We start from the raw sequence: 14,315 nt of genomic DNA on the forward strand, positions 1-14,315 counted from the left end.
ATTATTGGGGTATAGTCATACGCACAACTTTACCGCGCTTAAATGACGATAAGTCGATTTTTTCTGATCCATAATTGACGCTCACACCAGCGTTGGTGCCAAGCACTATACTGTAGGGCGAAGCTGCCGTCACAGTTAAGCTTTCGCCAGGTTGTTTAATCGCAGCCACCAAACGCTGGCCATCGGCATCACGAATTTCTACCCAGCATTCATTCTCGAAGCTCATGCTTAACGGGGTAAATGCCATGCTCTCGCCACTCTCCTCTGGAGGTTGTACCTCGGTGACGCTAGCGTCTGCGGTTTCGGCTGGTATGGCTGCAGCAGGTTGGCTAAGCGTTTCACTGGGAGCAACAGGAGGATTTGTTTCAAGCTGTTGCGGCTCTGTAGCCTCTGGCTGAGAACTTAGCTCTGGCTCTATAGATGGTTCTACGACGCTGCTCTGCTCTGTTAGCGCCTCAGCGCTAGGCTCTTCTAAAGTAACCTCGGCAAGTGGCGTTTGAGCTTGATTCAAGCCACTATCGCTTTGAATCGCTGGAGCTTGCTCTGCGGATAGCGACATCTGTTGGTAATCGGTTTGGCTATTTTTATCCTGCCACCACCAAACAACCAGCAAAACCACGATCCCCAGAACGACTAAATAGGTAAATTTCATCAAGCGACTATCATGGGTTTCTTGCTTGATTCGCCTAGAAAAACTCTGCATTTCGGTGCGTTGTTCTTGAGCGACGTTGAGATGGGCGTAGCTTGATAGTACCAATTCTTCTGATACATTTAACAAGCGCGCATAAGCGCGTAAATAACCCTTAATGAAGGTATTTGACAGGCCACTATCAAAACTGTCTGCTTCGATGTCTTTTACCACCTGCAATCTAAGTTTTAAGCGTTCTGCAACTTGATTTTGACTTAACTTGGCAGCGACTCGCGCTTCTTGCAGCATCTGCCCGGGACTGACCACTTCGATGTCGTCACTCAATTCTGCTTGCTCTGATTCTGCTTTAGTAGTCATTTGCTATATATCGTTTTGTCTGTTCCGATTTAGGAAATTGTTGTTGTAGGGTCATCCCCCAGCGCGCTTCCTCAGCAAAGTTATCCGCAGCGCTTTCAAGGCGAACCCACGCAAAGGCACTTTCAGCCGTTGTTTCAGCCATACTATCATACCGTTGCAAATATAAACGGGCCTGTTCGGGTTTATTTTTTTGTAAATAGACTTCAGCAGCACCGAGTAAAGATAAGGGACGGCGAATGTTATAAGCCAAGGCGCTAGTGAAGTAATCGAGGGCTTTATCCAATTGTCCCGCGTCAAGAGCACACACACCGGCATTTTCATTGGTTCCAGCTACCTGAACATACTCAGGATTTGCCAGCGCTAAGTTAAACAGTTTTTCGGCTTCTTGATATTTTTTTTGCTGGCACAGCATCACCCCATAGTTATTTAATACATCACCGTTTTTAGGGGCTATTGCGCGCGCCTTTTTATAAGCTTCAATGGCTCTTTCAGGCTGGCGAACACGCTGGTAAAAGTGCGCTTCAGCGATATAAACATCGACAAAATCTGGCGCCAACTCTTGCGCTAGTTCTAGGTTACGCTTGGCCTGCTCGGCATCCCCGGCATCAAGATAACGCAAGGCGAGGCTGATTCGAGTTTTGGCGGCAGCTACTTTATCAAGCTGCCTTTCACCGGAGTTAACTTCTTGACCATTAATTCTGGTTTCGGTAACACATGCAGACAGTAAACAAACCACGAAAAGCAAGTACCAACAACGTTTCATATCCATCCTTCGATAAGCTTAGTTATTGAATTGTGACTGAAATTTCTTGCTGTTGCATCCGTTTTTTCATTGTTCTCTTCGTTCTGTCGACAACGTCACCTGCCAACTGCCCACAAGCTGCATCGATATCGTCACCGCGGGTTTTCCGTACAACCACGGTGAAACCATATTCCATTAACACCTTACTAAAGCGGTCAACGCGGCTATTACTTGGCTTGGTAAAAGGTGAGCCAGGGTAAGGGTTAAAGGGGATCAAATTGATTTTACATGGCGTATCTTTGAGTACCTCTGCCAACTGGTGAGCCTGCTCCATAGAGTCATTTACCCCATTTAGCAGTACATACTCTACCGTTACCTTGCCCCGGTTGGCGTTAGATTTAGCCACATAACGCTTAACCCCTGCCAAAAAGGCTTCGATATTGTATTTGTTATTGATGGGCATAATTTCACTACGCAGCTCATCGGTCGGTGCATGTAAAGAAATAGCCAGAGCCACATCTAATTGGTCGCCTAACTTATCTAGTGCCGGCACTACCCCGGAGGTACTTACGGTAACCCGACGCTTACTCAAGCCATAGCCATTATCATCCAACATCAGCTCTAAAGCAGGGATCAAATTATTTAAGTTCAACAAGGGCTCGCCCATGCCCATCATCACCACGTTGGTAATAGGTCGCTTGCCTTCAATACCCTTATGGCCAATAACCTGTGCGGCGCGCCATACCTGACCAATAATATCCGACACTTTAAGGTTACGGTTAAAACCCTGTTGCCCAGTAGAACAGAAGGTACATTCCAAAGCACAACCTACTTGTGATGAAACACACAGCGTGGCACGGTCACCTTCTGGAATATATACCGTTTCAATTTCTTGGCCGGCCACCAACATCGCCCATTTAATGGTACCGTCGGCACTGCGCTGTTCGGCGCTGATTTCTGGCGCTTGTATCACCGCACGTTGCTTGAGCTTTTCACGCAAGGCTTTATTGATATTGCTCATCTGGTCAAAATCGTCAACGCCGAAGTGATAAATCCACTTCATTACTTGATCGGCCCGAAAAGGTTTTTCACCCATATCGGCAAAAAACTGGCGTAATCCAGCACGATTAAAATCAAGTAGATTAGTTTTTGTCTCACTCATCGCTTTACTCCACGACTGACCATTAAAAAAAAGCGCCGAATTGTACAAATAATAACTATAGAAAGCCAGCTAAACTCAGCTTTCAGCGGCCTTTTAGCTAATTCAACTGGCACGAAAGCCAGTGATAAAAAAAGAGGCCTTAGCCCCTTTTGGTTGATTAGCGAGGACAAATCTCATTGTCTTCAAAGAAATAGGCGATTTCTCTGGCCGCTGACTCCGGTGAATCGGAGCCATGAGTGCCATTAGGCGGCATTCCAGTTCCAAAATCATGACGCAAGGTGCCGGCGGCAGCTTCTGCCGGATTGGTTGCACCTAATAATTCACGATAGCGCTGCACCGCATTTTCAGCTTCTAGCACTTGAACCATAATCGGGCCAGAAGTCATAAACTCAATCAAGGGCAAATAAAAAGGCTTACCTTCATGCTCGGCATAAAAGCCTGCTGCTTGCTCTTGCGATAGGTGCAACATTTTTGCCGCCACGATACGTAAACCCGCCGCTTCCATTCGCGCATAAATTGCGCCTATCGCGTCCTTGGCTACCACATCAGGTTTAAGTATAGAAAAAGTACGTTCTAAGGCCATTACATCGCTCCATCGTAAGTTGTTTTAATATAAATCATGCCATGATTGAAAATCATAAGTTAGCTAGCATCGCTTAACAAGCGTGCCAAGGTGCGCACACCATGGCCTTTGGCTCCCGTCGCCCACAATCCATTGGCGGCTTTTTGATAAGAACCAGAAAGATCAAAGTGCAGCCAGTTCTGCTCTGCCTGCTCCACAAAGTGAGCTAAGAAAGCTGCCGCAGTTGACGCGCCCGCCATCCCTTCACCAGAAGAAATATTAGCGATATCTGCAAACGCAGAGCCAATTTGTCCTTTATGGAAAGGTTCTAAAGGCAGTGGCCAAGCTTTTTCATATTCGGCTTTCGCAGCTTGTAATGCTTCATGCACCCGCTCATCGGCAAAACCAAACACCGCATTATAATCTCGACCTAAGGCCATCTTAGCTGCCCCTGTTAGGGTAGCCGCATCAATGATTAAACCGGGTTTATCTTGGCTGGCAGCGATTAAACCATCGGCTAACACTAAGCGCCCTTCGGCATCGGTATTAAGTACCTCTACCGTAACACCGTTTTTATAAGAGATTACATCACCTAGTTTATAGGCATCGCCCGATACTAGGTTTTCAGCGCAGCAAAGATACAACTTAACTCGCTTATTCAAGCCAGAGGCAATGGCTAAAGCAAGCGCTCCGGTCACTGTAGCAGCGCCGCCCATATCACTTTTCATCATCGCCATACCATCGGAAGGCTTAAGGCTATAGCCACCCGAGTCGAAAGTAATGCCTTTACCCACCAAGGCAACGGCTACCGGTTCATCAACTTTGCCAGAAGGGTTGTAATCCAGTTCCAACATAGCAGGAGCCTGACTGCTACCCCGACCAACTTGATAAATCCCCACCCAACCTTGTTCAAGTAGGGCTTCTCCAGAAATGATTTGATAGCTAATGTGCTGAGGCGCCAATTTGCTCAGTAAGGCCACCGCCGATTCACACAAGCTTTTGGGGTAAATCTCTGCGGGGCCTAAATTAATGGTTTGACGGGTCCAATCAATGGCGGTCTTTAATGCGTCAAAGCGTTGTTGGTCGCGCTCACTCAGGCCAGTGATAAGCAATTGGTTGTCTTGTTTAGCGTTGTAATAACCTTGATAAAAAGCCCAACAGGCTTCTAGATCCCAACCTTCGCCTGCGGTGGCTAGCTGTTTCAAGCCTTGGGCATCTAATTTTCTTGCGGCTTTTTGAATGTCTTGAAGGCGCTCTGCACCTTCACTACTAATATGAATATTGACTTGATTGTTGGCAAAACTCACTAAAGCCTTGTCGCCCCAAACGGCGTCGGCAGGCTTAGCGCATAAGACTAGTTCCAATACGGCAGTCATCGCTACGTCCTCATGATAAAAATTGACAACGAGACAGCCGTTTTAGTCAAGTTCTTCCATCCAGGCTAAAATAATTGCTTCTAAAATACGCTCGTTGCTATGTTGTGGGTCGTCATCAAAGTCATCTAGTTGACAAACCCACTGGTGTAAATCGGTAAACCGAACTTGTTTCGGATCTTGCTCGGGAAATTGTTCGGCCAGTTCTATTGCAATTTGCTCTACATCTATCCAACGCAATCCCATGAGCGCTCTCCTTAGTGCTGCTCAGACACCATATTAATCGTGTATTTAGGGATCTCTACCACTAAGTCTTCATCGGCTACCACTGCTTGGCAGCTCAGACGAGACTCGGGCTCTAAACCCCAGGCTTTATCTAACATATCGTCTTCTAATTCATCGCTCTCTTCCAAAGAATCGAAGCCTTCACGGACGATCACGTGACAAGTGGTACAAGCACAAGACTTTTCACAGGCATGTTCAATATCAATGCCATCTCGCAGCGCCACATTTAATACTGTTTCGCCTTTTTGGGCTTCTACTACCGCGCCTTCAGGACACAAATCCTCATGAGGCAAGAAAATCACTTTAGGCATCTTAAATCCTATCTACTTGCTGACCGGTTAGGGCCTGTTTAATGGAATCATCCATTCGCCGCGCAGCGAAATCCTGGCTGACACTATCTAATTGTTTAATGGCTTGCTCAATTGCCGCAACCTTATCTTCCGCGGCCACTTTTGCTAAGTGTTGCATCGCTTGTTCGATTTGCTGGCGCTCGCCGGTATTTAATAAACGCTCACCACTTTCTGCCAAGGCGGCATTCATATCTTCAATAAAACGCGCCGCTTCTACTTGTTGCTCGCGCAACATTCGCATGCTGACATCCTCTTTGGCATGAGCAATTGAGTCTTTAAGCATTTTCGCCACGGCCTCATCGGCCAAACCATAAGAAGGTTTCACCTCAACAGAAGCTTGTACGCCAGTGGATTTTTCCATTGCGGTAACCGATAACAACCCATCGGCATCAACTTGAAAAGTTACCCGTATATGCGCCGCACCAGCGGCTAAAGGTGGAATGTTTCTCAGGGTAAACTTGGCAAGCGAGCGGCAATCATCGACCAATTCCCGTTCACCTTGCACCACATGAATGGCCATAGCCGTTTGGCCATCTTTAAAGGTGGTAAACTCTTGAGCCCGCGCTACTGGAATAGTGGTGTTACGGGGAATCACCTTCTCAACCAAACCGCCCATGGTTTCTATGCCTAAAGACAGGGGAGTCACATCAAGCAATAACAACTCGTCGTCTTTTTTGTTACCCACTAAGGTATCGGCCTGAATCGCTGCACCAATTGCCACAACTTGATCGGGGTCGATACTAGTTAACACCGGCTTTTTAAAGAAACTAGCCACATCTTGGCGGACTTTAGGAACTCGTGTCGAGCCGCCCACCATGACTACATTATTGACTTCGTCTAAATCCACCTCGGCGTCACGTAGAGCTCTACGACAGGCTCGAATAGTGCGTTTAACTAAGTCTTCAATTAACTGTTCGAAGAGTTCACGAGTAATGGAACCCTGCCATTCAATACCTTCGATGGCCAGTTCAACGCTGGTTTGTTGCTGCTCGCTTAAATCAACTTTAACTTGGTTGGCAATCCGCGATAACTCGCGCTGCAACTGCGGCGAGCGAACAGCCTCAAGCTGGGCTTGTTCGGCAATCCACTCCACCAAAACATCATCAAAGTCATCGCCACCTAAAGCGGAATCACCGCCGGTAGCCAGCACCTGAAATACCCCTTTAGACAGACGCAGAATAGAAATATCGAAGGTTCCGCCACCTAAGTCATAAATGGCAATCACGCCTTCGTCACCGCTGTCCAAGCCATAAGCGATAGCAGCAGCAGTGGGCTCATTCAATAAGCGCAATACATGCAGGCCAGCTAGCTGGGCGGCGTCTTTAGTGCCTTGACGCTGAGCGTCGTCAAAATAAGCAGGAACAGTAATCACCACACCATCGGGCTCTCCTTGCAGAGATTCTTCAGCGCGTTTGGCTAAGCTTTTAAGAATTTCGGCAGACACCTGCACCGGATTAACGGCTCCCGCCACGGTATTAATTTGTGGCGACTCGCTTCTAGCGAAGTCATAAGGAAAGGTAGCGGCATCAATATCACTGCTGGCTTTACCTAATAAGCGTTTTACCGAAGTAATAGTATTATGCGGGTCACTAACGGCATGGACTTTTGCGGCTTGTCCTACCTCTATACCGGCTGAGTGATAACGCACCACCGAAGGTAATAAGTAACGACCATCATGGTCGGCCAGCGCCACGGCTTTACCGCTGCGCACAGTAGCAACGAGTGAGTTAGTGGTACCTAAATCGATACCAACAGCGAGTTTATGTTGATGAGGAACAGCCGATTGCCCAGGCTCTGCAATTTGTAGTAATGCCATAGATTAATAATCTAGAATCTTCTCTTCGAGTTGCTGTAGCTGCTGTTTTAGACGAGCGTAAAACTTAAGCTTACGAACTTCATCAGCGGCTAAATCAAAATTTTGCTCATTGTAGGCTTTTTCAAAGCTAGAGCTCAAGTCACTTCGTTGCTGCTTAAGTAAGGCAGAAAAATCATCGATGGCTTGCTCTGGGTCCGCTGCATTTTCAATTTCGGCCAACTGTTCTCGTAAAGCCATTTGGCTCATTAAGAAATCTATGTCGTTAATAGTTTGCTGTTCGCCAGTTAAGTCTATGCCCTGCAAACGTAGCAGGTATTGAGCACGAGATAGCGGTTCTTTAAGCGTTTGGTAGGCATCATTGATTTGTGCCGCCTTTTGCATCACCGCTGCTTGGTTATCTTCGCTATTCGCCGCGAAGTTATCGGGATGGTATTGCTGTTGTAACTCTCGATAAGACTGAGCTAGACCCTGAAGATCTAGCTGAAAAGAAGGGCTTAGAGAGAACAATTCAAAATAATTCATAGCGTATTCCATTTAAACGCTAAAGCTCTCTCCACAACCACATTCGCCAGAAACGTTAGGGTTGTTGAATACAAAGCCTTCGTTTAAACCTTCTTTAACAAAGTCTAATTGCGTGCCATCAATGTAGAGTAAGCTTTTTTCATCGACAATCACGTTCACACCGCAGCTTTCAAAAACCTTGTCGTCTTCAGCCAACTCGTCAACAAACTCAAGAACATAGGCCATGCCCGAACAGCCAGAAGTTTTAACCCCAAGACGCACACCTTTACCGGCGCCTCGGTTGGCTAAGAACTGGCTAACATGGGCAGCAGCCGCTTCAGTTAGTGATACAGCCATCATCGGCTCCTTACTGTCTAAGCGTTTTTCTTTTTGTAGTCTGCAATTGCCGCTTTAATGGCATCTTCTGCCAAAATAGAGCAGTGAATTTTCACTGGTGGCAAAGCTAACTCTTCAGCGATATCAGTATTTTTTAAAGCTTGCGCTTCTTCTAAGCTTTTTCCTTTAACCCACTCTGTTACCAGCGAGCTAGAGGCAATAGCAGAACCACAACCATAAGTTTTAAAGCGTGCATCTTCAATCACACCTTGGTCATTCACTTTAAGTTGCAACTTCATTACGTCACCACACGCCGGAGCGCCAACCATACCGGTACCGATATGAGTGTCGTCTTTGTCGTCAAACGCACCCACGTTGCGTGGATTTTCGTAGTGGTCGATTACTTTTTCACTGTAAGCCATGATATTTCTCCAAATCTCTTAGTTATTGTTTAGTGGTGTGCCCACTCTACTTGGCTAAGGTCTACGCCGTCTTTAAACATGTCCCATAGCGGCGACATTTCGCGTAGCCGACCGATGCCTTCATTAATAACTTTAATGGCATAATCTACTTCTTCTTCGGTAGTAAAGCGACCAAAAGAAAAACGAATTGAACTGTGTGCTAGCTCGTCGTCTAAGCCCAAAGCACGCAGTACGTAAGAAGGCTCAAGACTCGCTGAAGTACAGGCAGAACCTGAAGATACAGCTAGATCTTTAAGTGCCATAATTAACGACTCGCCTTCTACATAAGCGAAGCTAACATTAAGGTTGCCTGCTACTCGCTGCTCGAAGTCGCCATTGACATAGGTTTCTTCAATATTTTTAATGCCGTTCCAGAAACGTTCACGCAAGGCGCGAATATGCTCGTTATCTTTAGCCATTTCTTGTTTAGCGATGGCAAAGGCTTCGCCCATACCCACAATTTGATGGGTTGGCAAGGTACCAGAACGCATACCACGCTCGTGACCACCACCGTGCATCTGCGCTTCTAAGCGAATGCGTGGTTTACGTTGCACATACAATGCGCCAATGCCTTTAGGGCCATATACTTTGTGCGCAGAAAACGACATCATGTCTACGGGCAAGGCTTGTAAATCAATGTCGATCTTACCGGCACTTTGCGCAGCATCAACATGGAATAAAATCTTGCGAGAGCGGCATAGTTCGCCAATCGCATTAATGTCTTGAATAACACCGATTTCGTTATTTACGTGCATGATTGACACCAAGATAGTGTCTTCGCGCATCGCTTCGGCTAGCTTATCCAAGTTGATAATACCGTTACTTTCGGGCTCAAGGTAAGTCACTTCAAAGCCTTCACGTTCTAACTGACGACACGTATCGAGCACGGCTTTATGTTCGGTTTTACAGGTAATAAGGTGTTTACCTTTTTTAGCGTAAAAATGAGCCGCACCTTTAATCGCCAAGTTATTCGATTCTGTTGCACCAGAGGTAAATACAATTTCACGCGGATCGGCGTTAACCAACTCTGCAATCTGATTACGCGCAATATCTACAGCTTCTTCCGCCTGCCAGCCAAAACGGTGGGAGCGCGAAGCAGGGTTACCGTAGATACCATCCACGCCAAGGTATTGCATCATCTTTTCAGCAACACGAGGGTCAACTGGAGTGGTCGCAGAATAATCAAGATAAATGGGCAATTTCATTAAAGTTCTCCGTTACTACTCGACTAAGGCGAGCGTCATAAACTAATTTGTATCGTGTTGGTGTCGACCTGCTTAAGCCGATCTTGGTTATGCGCAACACTGACAATTTGCCGTTCACGCATTAGTCCGCCTAAGGTGATGTTATCAAGGAAGTCGGCAATACGTTCACTCAAATCATTCCATAAAGAGTGAGTCAAACAAGGCTTTCCCCCCTGACAATCAGCGGAGCCATGGCAACGAGTAGCATCGATTGATTCATCTACAGCGTGAATAACCATACCTACTGCAATATCGTCGGCATTCATACCTAAGCGATATCCACCACCTGGGCCGCGAACGCTACTCACTAGGCCATGTTTACGTAATTTCGAGAACAGTTGCTCTAAATAGGACAAGGAAATGCCTTGTCTTTCTGAAATATCAGCAAGAGAAACCGGCCCTTCTTCCATGTGAAGAGCAACATCTAACATCGCGGTAACTGCGTAGCGTCCCTTGGAAGTTAAGCGCATATCAAAAAACCCATTTTCGCGTGAACCTAGTCACAATCTTTCCATATCCGACTATTTTAGTCAAGTATAAAACCTAGTAAATTAGTCGGGATTATTCTTCTGTCTTGGAAATGTGTTTATCAAATGAAGTTAGGATCCCACGCATAACATTAAGCTCTTGTTTTTCCATGCGAATTCTATTAAACATACGGCGCACTTTCTCCATCACCTTGCCTGGATGAGGTTTGATGATAAAGCCACTGTCGGCGATGCTTTGCTCGAAATGCTGGTAAAATCGCTCCAAATCTTCTGCATGCGGATAAGCTTCAGGAGCTGCTTTAGGATGAGTATTTTGTTGCGCCAAATAGGCCATTCTCACTTCGTAACACAATAACTGCACCGCCATTGCAAGATTAAGTGAACTGTATTCAGGATTAGCGGGAACACATACGTGGTAATGACACTGTTGTAGCTCTTCATTATTTAGACCGCTGCTTTCACGACCAAAAACAATGGCCACTTTGCCAGACTGCGCTTCAAAGGCCAACTTTTCGCCAGCCTCTCGACCATCTAACATCGGCCAATCTAAGGTACGTGAACGAGCGCTAGCACCAATAACGAGCTGACAATCAGCCACGGCCTCTGCCAATTGCTCAACTATAGTGGCGCCGCCAAGCACATCCGATGCACCAGCCGACAAGGCAACAGATTTGCCATCAATTTCAGCTTCTGGAGCCACTAAACATAAGTCGCTTATTCCCATGGTTTTCATTGCTCGGGCAGCAGAACCAATGTTACCACTATGGCTAGTGCCCACTAAAACCACTCGAATATTTTCCAACATTTATATTACTTCACCCTAAAATTAATCCGCCGGATTGTAACATAGCCATAGCCTTAGCAGCTAGATTGGAAAAAGTTTAAATCCTCTACCTATAATCAATTGTGTTTGTTTTCCCTATTCTCTATAATCCGGCGGTTATTTTATGTTCTTTCTACAAATTGGTGGTTATTCATGCATGCAATGCTAAACATTGCGATTCGCGCTGCGCGAAACGCAGGTAAGATTGTAACTCAAGCTTACGCACAACTTGATAAAGTTGAAACAACAACAAAAGGCGCTAACGACTACGTTACCAACGTAGATAAAGCCGCTGAAAAAAGCATTATCGATACCATTCACAATGCGTTTCCTGATCACTCGATCATCGCTGAAGAAAGTGGATTAAATCAAGGCAAGGATGATGAATACCAATGGGTTGTTGACCCCTTGGATGGAACCACCAATTTTATCAAAGGTATTCCTCACTTCTCGATTTCAATTGCACTCCGTATTCGCGGTAAAACCGAGCATGCGGTAGTTTACGATCCATTACGTAATGAGTTGTTTGCGGCTTCTCGTGGTAAAGGGGCTCAGCTTAATGGCTATCGTTTACGCGTTTCTAAAGCGAAAGATTTAGACGGCACTATCATCGGTACTGGTTTTCCGTTCAAACGTAAACACTATATGGAAAGCTACCTAGGCATGTTTAGCGCCATTTTTGCCGAGTGTGGTGATGTTCGCCGTGCCGGTTCAGCTGCGCTTGATTTGGTATATGTTGCAGCGGGTCGCTTAGACGGTTTCTTCGAACTCAACCTAAAACCTTGGGACATTGCGGCGGGCGAATTGATTGCTCGTGAAGCTGGTGCCATCGTGACAGACTTCTCTGGTAATACCGAGTACTACCAAAGCGGCAACATTGTATGTGCTAATCCTAAAGTTTTAAAATCGATGCTGGCTAAAATCCGCCCGCATTTAAATGATGCGCTTAAAAGCTAAGCATTACACATCATTGTTAATAAAGCGGGCACTGCCCGCTTTATTTTTGCCCGCTAATATTCAGCTTAAATACAACGCTTAGTGGAACGAGCAGAAAGCGCTAGTTCATCGCTGCTAAATACGGCTGGTTTTGCTATTGCAGAAAAGCGTTGCTGAGGGTATATGAACTGCAAGACCGATTAACAAATCGAATCAAGGTGGTTTTAAATTGGCTTAGAGCTGGTCAAAAACCAGCTCAGTTGTATCGAAATCGATTAGCTACCGCTTAGGTCGAAGTCGCTATGGGCCAATTCAGCCCTCTCTAATTGCAGCTCTAAAAACGCTATTCGCTTGGTAAACTTGCCTAGCAAGGCGTCTTTTATTTCGAGTAGAGTAACTAAGGGCGTCGGCTCTCCCCAAATTGGATGGTCGCCACGTAATTCAGCTTCTACATAAGCTTGATTAGCGGCTGGTTCATCTAAAAAATAGTAGCTCTGTTCACCAACATCAAAGTAGTAAACCATATACTGTTCTGCGCTAGTCATCACTTTAGTCCTCTAGGGGGTAGCCAGCTTGCAGCCAACCACGGATCCCTCCATCCATAGAGATAACATTACGATAGCCCATTTTCACTAGGTTATCGGCGCTTAAAGCTGAGCGAAAGCCACCGCCGCAGTAGATAACAATCATCGCATCCAAATCGGGGATCGCCGTTTCAATATCGCGTTCCAATACCCCCCGCCCCATGTACTGCGCGCTAGGAATACGGTTCTTCGCCCACTCATCTTGCTCACGATTATCTATCAAGTTAAAAGCTAAACCTTGGTCTAACCATTGTTTTACCTGATGGACATCGCACTCTTTAATGCGACTACGACAATCATCAACTAATGCTAAAAAACGAGGATTATGAGCCATCTTTGTTCTCCTTAACAAAAAACCCGCCGAAGCGGGTTTTAAACATTACGCAAGAGGTTCTTGGTCTGCGCCTTCTTTCTCTTCCAATTCTTTAGGCATAAAGTCTTCTTTCTTAATACCTAAGTGTAACGCCAGGGTACTGGCTACATAAATCGAAGAGTGAGTACCAATAAACACACCAAACAACAAGGCTGTTGCAAAGTTATGAATTAACTCGCCGCCTAAGGCAAACAAGGAAATTAATACGATGATGGTGGTTAACGAGGTTACGATAGTACGGTTAAAGGTTTGGGTTAACGATACATCGATAATCTCTTCAGGGTCACCCTTACGCAGTTTACGAAAGTTCTCACGGATCCTATCCGATACCACAATAGTATCGTTCAAGGAGTAACCCACTACCGTTAACAAAGCAGCGATAACGGTAAGGTCGAACTCCAACTGAAGGAAGGAAAACAAACCCAAAGTCGCTATTACGTCATGCGCCAAGGCCAGTACCGCACCCAGTGCCATGCGCCATTCAAAACGCATTGCTACATAAAGCAGAATACAACCAAGCGCTGCAATAATCGCCAAACCACCTTGCTCAGCCAGCTCGTTGCCCACAGTTGGCCCCACGTATTCAATGCGGCGCATTTCAACGTTGCTGTCCACTTGGTCTCGTAACAAGCCCATAATGCTATCGCCCAAGTGCTGGCTGTCCAGCCCTTCACGCGGCATCATTCTTAGTAATACTTGAGTTTGCGAACCAAAGTATTGGGCGACCATATCTGGATAACCATTGTTACCCATCACATCGCGAACCTGAGTTAAATCGGCAGGTTGAGAAAACTCAACTTCAATCAAGGTACCACCGGTAAAATCGAGGCCCCAATTGATTTTATTGATTGCCAAACTAGCTACGGAAGCCACCATCAATAAAATGGTAAACCAAATAAATGGTTTACGGTGCGACATAAAACGCACGGTGTCTCTTGGTTTAAATAAATAAAACACGTCGTCGCTCCTAAATTGATAGCTTATCTATTTTCTTACCACCCCATACCCAGTTAACAATCACTCGGGTACCGATAATAGCGGTAAACATAGAAGTGGCAATACCAATGGCTAAAGTCACTGCGAAGCCTTTTACCGCACCAGTACCAATAGCAAATAAAATTAATGCCGTGATAAAGGTGGTAATGTTGGCGTCAGAAATAGTTGAAAGCGCATTGCTGTAGCCATAATGAATCGCCTGCTGCGGACTGCGTCCATCAGCCAATTCCTCACGAATACGCTCAAAAATAAGCACGTTTGCATCCACCGCCATACC

The 14,315-nt window shown here is 45.9% G+C and carries 19 protein-coding genes; 1 reads left to right on the forward strand and 18 read right to left on the reverse strand.

Annotated elements, in window-relative coordinates; all coding sequences use genetic code 11:
• Position 1: 1 nt before the first annotated feature.
• From ACQY6Q_RS01200 to trmJ, 14 genes are all read right to left on the reverse strand, one after another.
• Positions 2-1,006, reverse strand: a complete 1,005-nt coding sequence (locus ACQY6Q_RS01200) for a RodZ domain-containing protein (protein ID WP_427976911.1) — start codon at positions 1,004-1,006, stop codon at positions 2-4.
• The gene (gene pilW, locus ACQY6Q_RS01205) at positions 996-1,769 is read right to left on the reverse strand and encodes a type IV pilus biogenesis/stability protein PilW (RefSeq protein WP_427976913.1); all 774 of its coding nucleotides are present in this window, start codon (positions 1,767-1,769) and stop codon (positions 996-998) included. The genes ACQY6Q_RS01200 and pilW overlap by 11 nt, the downstream gene beginning before the upstream one ends.
• A 22-nt stretch (positions 1,770-1,791) precedes the next feature.
• The gene (locus ACQY6Q_RS01210) at positions 1,792-2,910 is read right to left on the reverse strand and encodes a bifunctional tRNA (adenosine(37)-C2)-methyltransferase TrmG/ribosomal RNA large subunit methyltransferase RlmN (protein ID WP_427976915.1); all 1,119 of its coding nucleotides are present in this window, start codon (positions 2,908-2,910) and stop codon (positions 1,792-1,794) included.
• A gap of 157 nt (positions 2,911-3,067) precedes the next feature.
• The gene (gene ndk, locus ACQY6Q_RS01215) at positions 3,068-3,493 is read right to left on the reverse strand and encodes a nucleoside-diphosphate kinase (protein ID WP_055734862.1); all 426 of its coding nucleotides are present in this window, start codon (positions 3,491-3,493) and stop codon (positions 3,068-3,070) included.
• Between the two features lie 59 nt (positions 3,494-3,552).
• Positions 3,553-4,848: an aminopeptidase PepB gene (gene pepB, locus ACQY6Q_RS01220; protein ID WP_427976917.1), complete on the reverse strand. Its 1,296-nt coding sequence runs from the start codon at positions 4,846-4,848 to the stop codon at positions 3,553-3,555.
• 42 nt (positions 4,849-4,890) lie between these two features.
• A complete protein-coding gene (iscX, locus tag ACQY6Q_RS01225; protein WP_427976919.1) occupies positions 4,891-5,091 on the reverse strand; it encodes a Fe-S cluster assembly protein IscX in 201 nt (66 codons plus the stop codon).
• A gap of 11 nt (positions 5,092-5,102) precedes the next feature.
• Positions 5,103-5,441 (reverse strand): ISC system 2Fe-2S type ferredoxin, encoded by a 339-nt coding sequence (gene fdx, locus ACQY6Q_RS01230; protein WP_427976921.1) that lies wholly within the window; start codon positions 5,439-5,441, stop codon positions 5,103-5,105.
• A 1-nt stretch (position 5,442) separates the two neighbouring features.
• The gene (hscA, locus tag ACQY6Q_RS01235) at positions 5,443-7,296 is read right to left on the reverse strand and encodes a Fe-S protein assembly chaperone HscA (protein ID WP_427976923.1); all 1,854 of its coding nucleotides are present in this window, start codon (positions 7,294-7,296) and stop codon (positions 5,443-5,445) included.
• Positions 7,297-7,299: 3 nt separating this feature from the next.
• Positions 7,300-7,818 (reverse strand): co-chaperone HscB, encoded by a 519-nt coding sequence (gene hscB / locus ACQY6Q_RS01240; RefSeq protein ID WP_427976926.1) that lies wholly within the window; start codon positions 7,816-7,818, stop codon positions 7,300-7,302.
• A 12-nt stretch (positions 7,819-7,830) separates the two neighbouring features.
• Positions 7,831-8,154, reverse strand: coding sequence for an iron-sulfur cluster assembly protein IscA (gene iscA / locus ACQY6Q_RS01245; RefSeq protein WP_427976928.1), 324 nt, complete (start codon positions 8,152-8,154; stop codon positions 7,831-7,833).
• A gap of 17 nt (positions 8,155-8,171) precedes the next feature.
• Complete coding sequence (gene iscU, locus ACQY6Q_RS01250) at positions 8,172-8,555, reverse strand: Fe-S cluster assembly scaffold IscU (RefSeq protein WP_427976931.1); 384 nt, start codon at positions 8,553-8,555, stop codon at positions 8,172-8,174.
• A 29-nt stretch (positions 8,556-8,584) separates the two neighbouring features.
• Positions 8,585-9,799, reverse strand: a complete 1,215-nt coding sequence (locus ACQY6Q_RS01255; RefSeq protein WP_427976933.1) for an IscS subfamily cysteine desulfurase — start codon at positions 9,797-9,799, stop codon at positions 8,585-8,587.
• Between the two features lie 35 nt (positions 9,800-9,834).
• Complete coding sequence (iscR, locus tag ACQY6Q_RS01260) at positions 9,835-10,308, reverse strand: Fe-S cluster assembly transcriptional regulator IscR (protein WP_427976936.1); 474 nt, start codon at positions 10,306-10,308, stop codon at positions 9,835-9,837.
• Between the two features lie 91 nt (positions 10,309-10,399).
• Entirely contained in the window at positions 10,400-11,131 is a 732-nt protein-coding gene (gene trmJ, locus ACQY6Q_RS01265; protein WP_427976938.1) for a tRNA (cytosine(32)/uridine(32)-2'-O)-methyltransferase TrmJ, read from the reverse strand.
• A 171-nt stretch (positions 11,132-11,302) separates the two neighbouring features.
• Here trmJ and suhB point away from each other — a divergent pair, with 171 nt between their 5' ends.
• Positions 11,303-12,106, forward strand: coding sequence for an inositol-1-monophosphatase (gene suhB, locus ACQY6Q_RS01270; protein ID WP_427976941.1), 804 nt, complete (start codon positions 11,303-11,305; stop codon positions 12,104-12,106).
• A gap of 254 nt (positions 12,107-12,360) precedes the next feature.
• On the opposite strand, the gene ACQY6Q_RS01275 is transcribed toward suhB, so the two are convergent.
• The 4 genes from ACQY6Q_RS01275 to ACQY6Q_RS01290 form a co-directional block, all read right to left on the reverse strand.
• On the reverse strand, positions 12,361-12,630 hold the full coding sequence (locus ACQY6Q_RS01275; RefSeq protein ID WP_427976943.1) for a hypothetical protein: 270 nt from the start codon (positions 12,628-12,630) through the stop codon (positions 12,361-12,363).
• 4 nt (positions 12,631-12,634) lie between these two features.
• On the reverse strand, positions 12,635-13,003 hold the full coding sequence (locus ACQY6Q_RS01280; RefSeq protein ID WP_055734851.1) for a rhodanese-like domain-containing protein: 369 nt from the start codon (positions 13,001-13,003) through the stop codon (positions 12,635-12,637).
• A gap of 45 nt (positions 13,004-13,048) precedes the next feature.
• Positions 13,049-13,999, reverse strand: a complete 951-nt coding sequence (gene secF, locus ACQY6Q_RS01285; protein ID WP_427976945.1) for a protein translocase subunit SecF — start codon at positions 13,997-13,999, stop codon at positions 13,049-13,051.
• 10 nt (positions 14,000-14,009) lie between these two features.
• Positions 14,010-14,315, reverse strand: a 306-nt coding sequence (locus ACQY6Q_RS01290; protein WP_427976947.1) for an MMPL family transporter, incomplete at its 5' end; no start/stop codon positions are given.

The organism is Agarivorans sp., assembly GCF_050295395.1.
Lineage (GTDB): Bacteria > Pseudomonadota > Gammaproteobacteria > Enterobacterales > Celerinatantimonadaceae > Agarivorans.

Excerpts from the sequence above, each read along its gene's own strand:
- ACQY6Q_RS01200 (WP_427976911.1), bottom strand. The coding sequence starts at position 1,006 with ATGACTACTAAAGCAGAATCAGAGCAAGCAGAATTGAGTGACGACATC.
- pilW (WP_427976913.1), bottom strand. The coding sequence starts at position 1,769 with ATGAAACGTTGTTGGTACTTGCTTTTCGTGGTTTGTTTACTGTCTGCA.
- ACQY6Q_RS01210 (WP_427976915.1), bottom strand. The coding sequence starts at position 2,910 with ATGAGTGAGACAAAAACTAATCTACTTGATTTTAATCGTGCTGGATTA.
- ndk (WP_055734862.1), bottom strand. The coding sequence starts at position 3,493 with ATGGCCTTAGAACGTACTTTTTCTATACTTAAACCTGATGTGGTAGCC.
- pepB (WP_427976917.1), bottom strand. The coding sequence starts at position 4,848 with ATGACTGCCGTATTGGAACTAGTCTTATGCGCTAAGCCTGCCGACGCC.
- iscX (WP_427976919.1), bottom strand. The coding sequence starts at position 5,091 with ATGGGATTGCGTTGGATAGATGTAGAGCAAATTGCAATAGAACTGGCC.
- fdx (WP_427976921.1), bottom strand. The coding sequence starts at position 5,441 with ATGCCTAAAGTGATTTTCTTGCCTCATGAGGATTTGTGTCCTGAAGGC.
- hscA (WP_427976923.1), bottom strand. The coding sequence starts at position 7,296 with ATGGCATTACTACAAATTGCAGAGCCTGGGCAATCGGCTGTTCCTCAT.
- hscB (WP_427976926.1), bottom strand. The coding sequence starts at position 7,818 with ATGAATTATTTTGAATTGTTCTCTCTAAGCCCTTCTTTTCAGCTAGAT.
- iscA (WP_427976928.1), bottom strand. The coding sequence starts at position 8,154 with ATGGCTGTATCACTAACTGAAGCGGCTGCTGCCCATGTTAGCCAGTTC.
- iscU (WP_427976931.1), bottom strand. The coding sequence starts at position 8,555 with ATGGCTTACAGTGAAAAAGTAATCGACCACTACGAAAATCCACGCAAC.
- ACQY6Q_RS01255 (WP_427976933.1), bottom strand. The coding sequence starts at position 9,799 with ATGAAATTGCCCATTTATCTTGATTATTCTGCGACCACTCCAGTTGAC.
- iscR (WP_427976936.1), bottom strand. The coding sequence starts at position 10,308 with ATGCGCTTAACTTCCAAGGGACGCTACGCAGTTACCGCGATGTTAGAT.
- trmJ (WP_427976938.1), bottom strand. The coding sequence starts at position 11,131 with ATGTTGGAAAATATTCGAGTGGTTTTAGTGGGCACTAGCCATAGTGGT.
- suhB (WP_427976941.1), top strand. The coding sequence starts at position 11,303 with ATGCATGCAATGCTAAACATTGCGATTCGCGCTGCGCGAAACGCAGGT.
- ACQY6Q_RS01275 (WP_427976943.1), bottom strand. The coding sequence starts at position 12,630 with ATGACTAGCGCAGAACAGTATATGGTTTACTACTTTGATGTTGGTGAA.
- ACQY6Q_RS01280 (WP_055734851.1), bottom strand. The coding sequence starts at position 13,003 with ATGGCTCATAATCCTCGTTTTTTAGCATTAGTTGATGATTGTCGTAGT.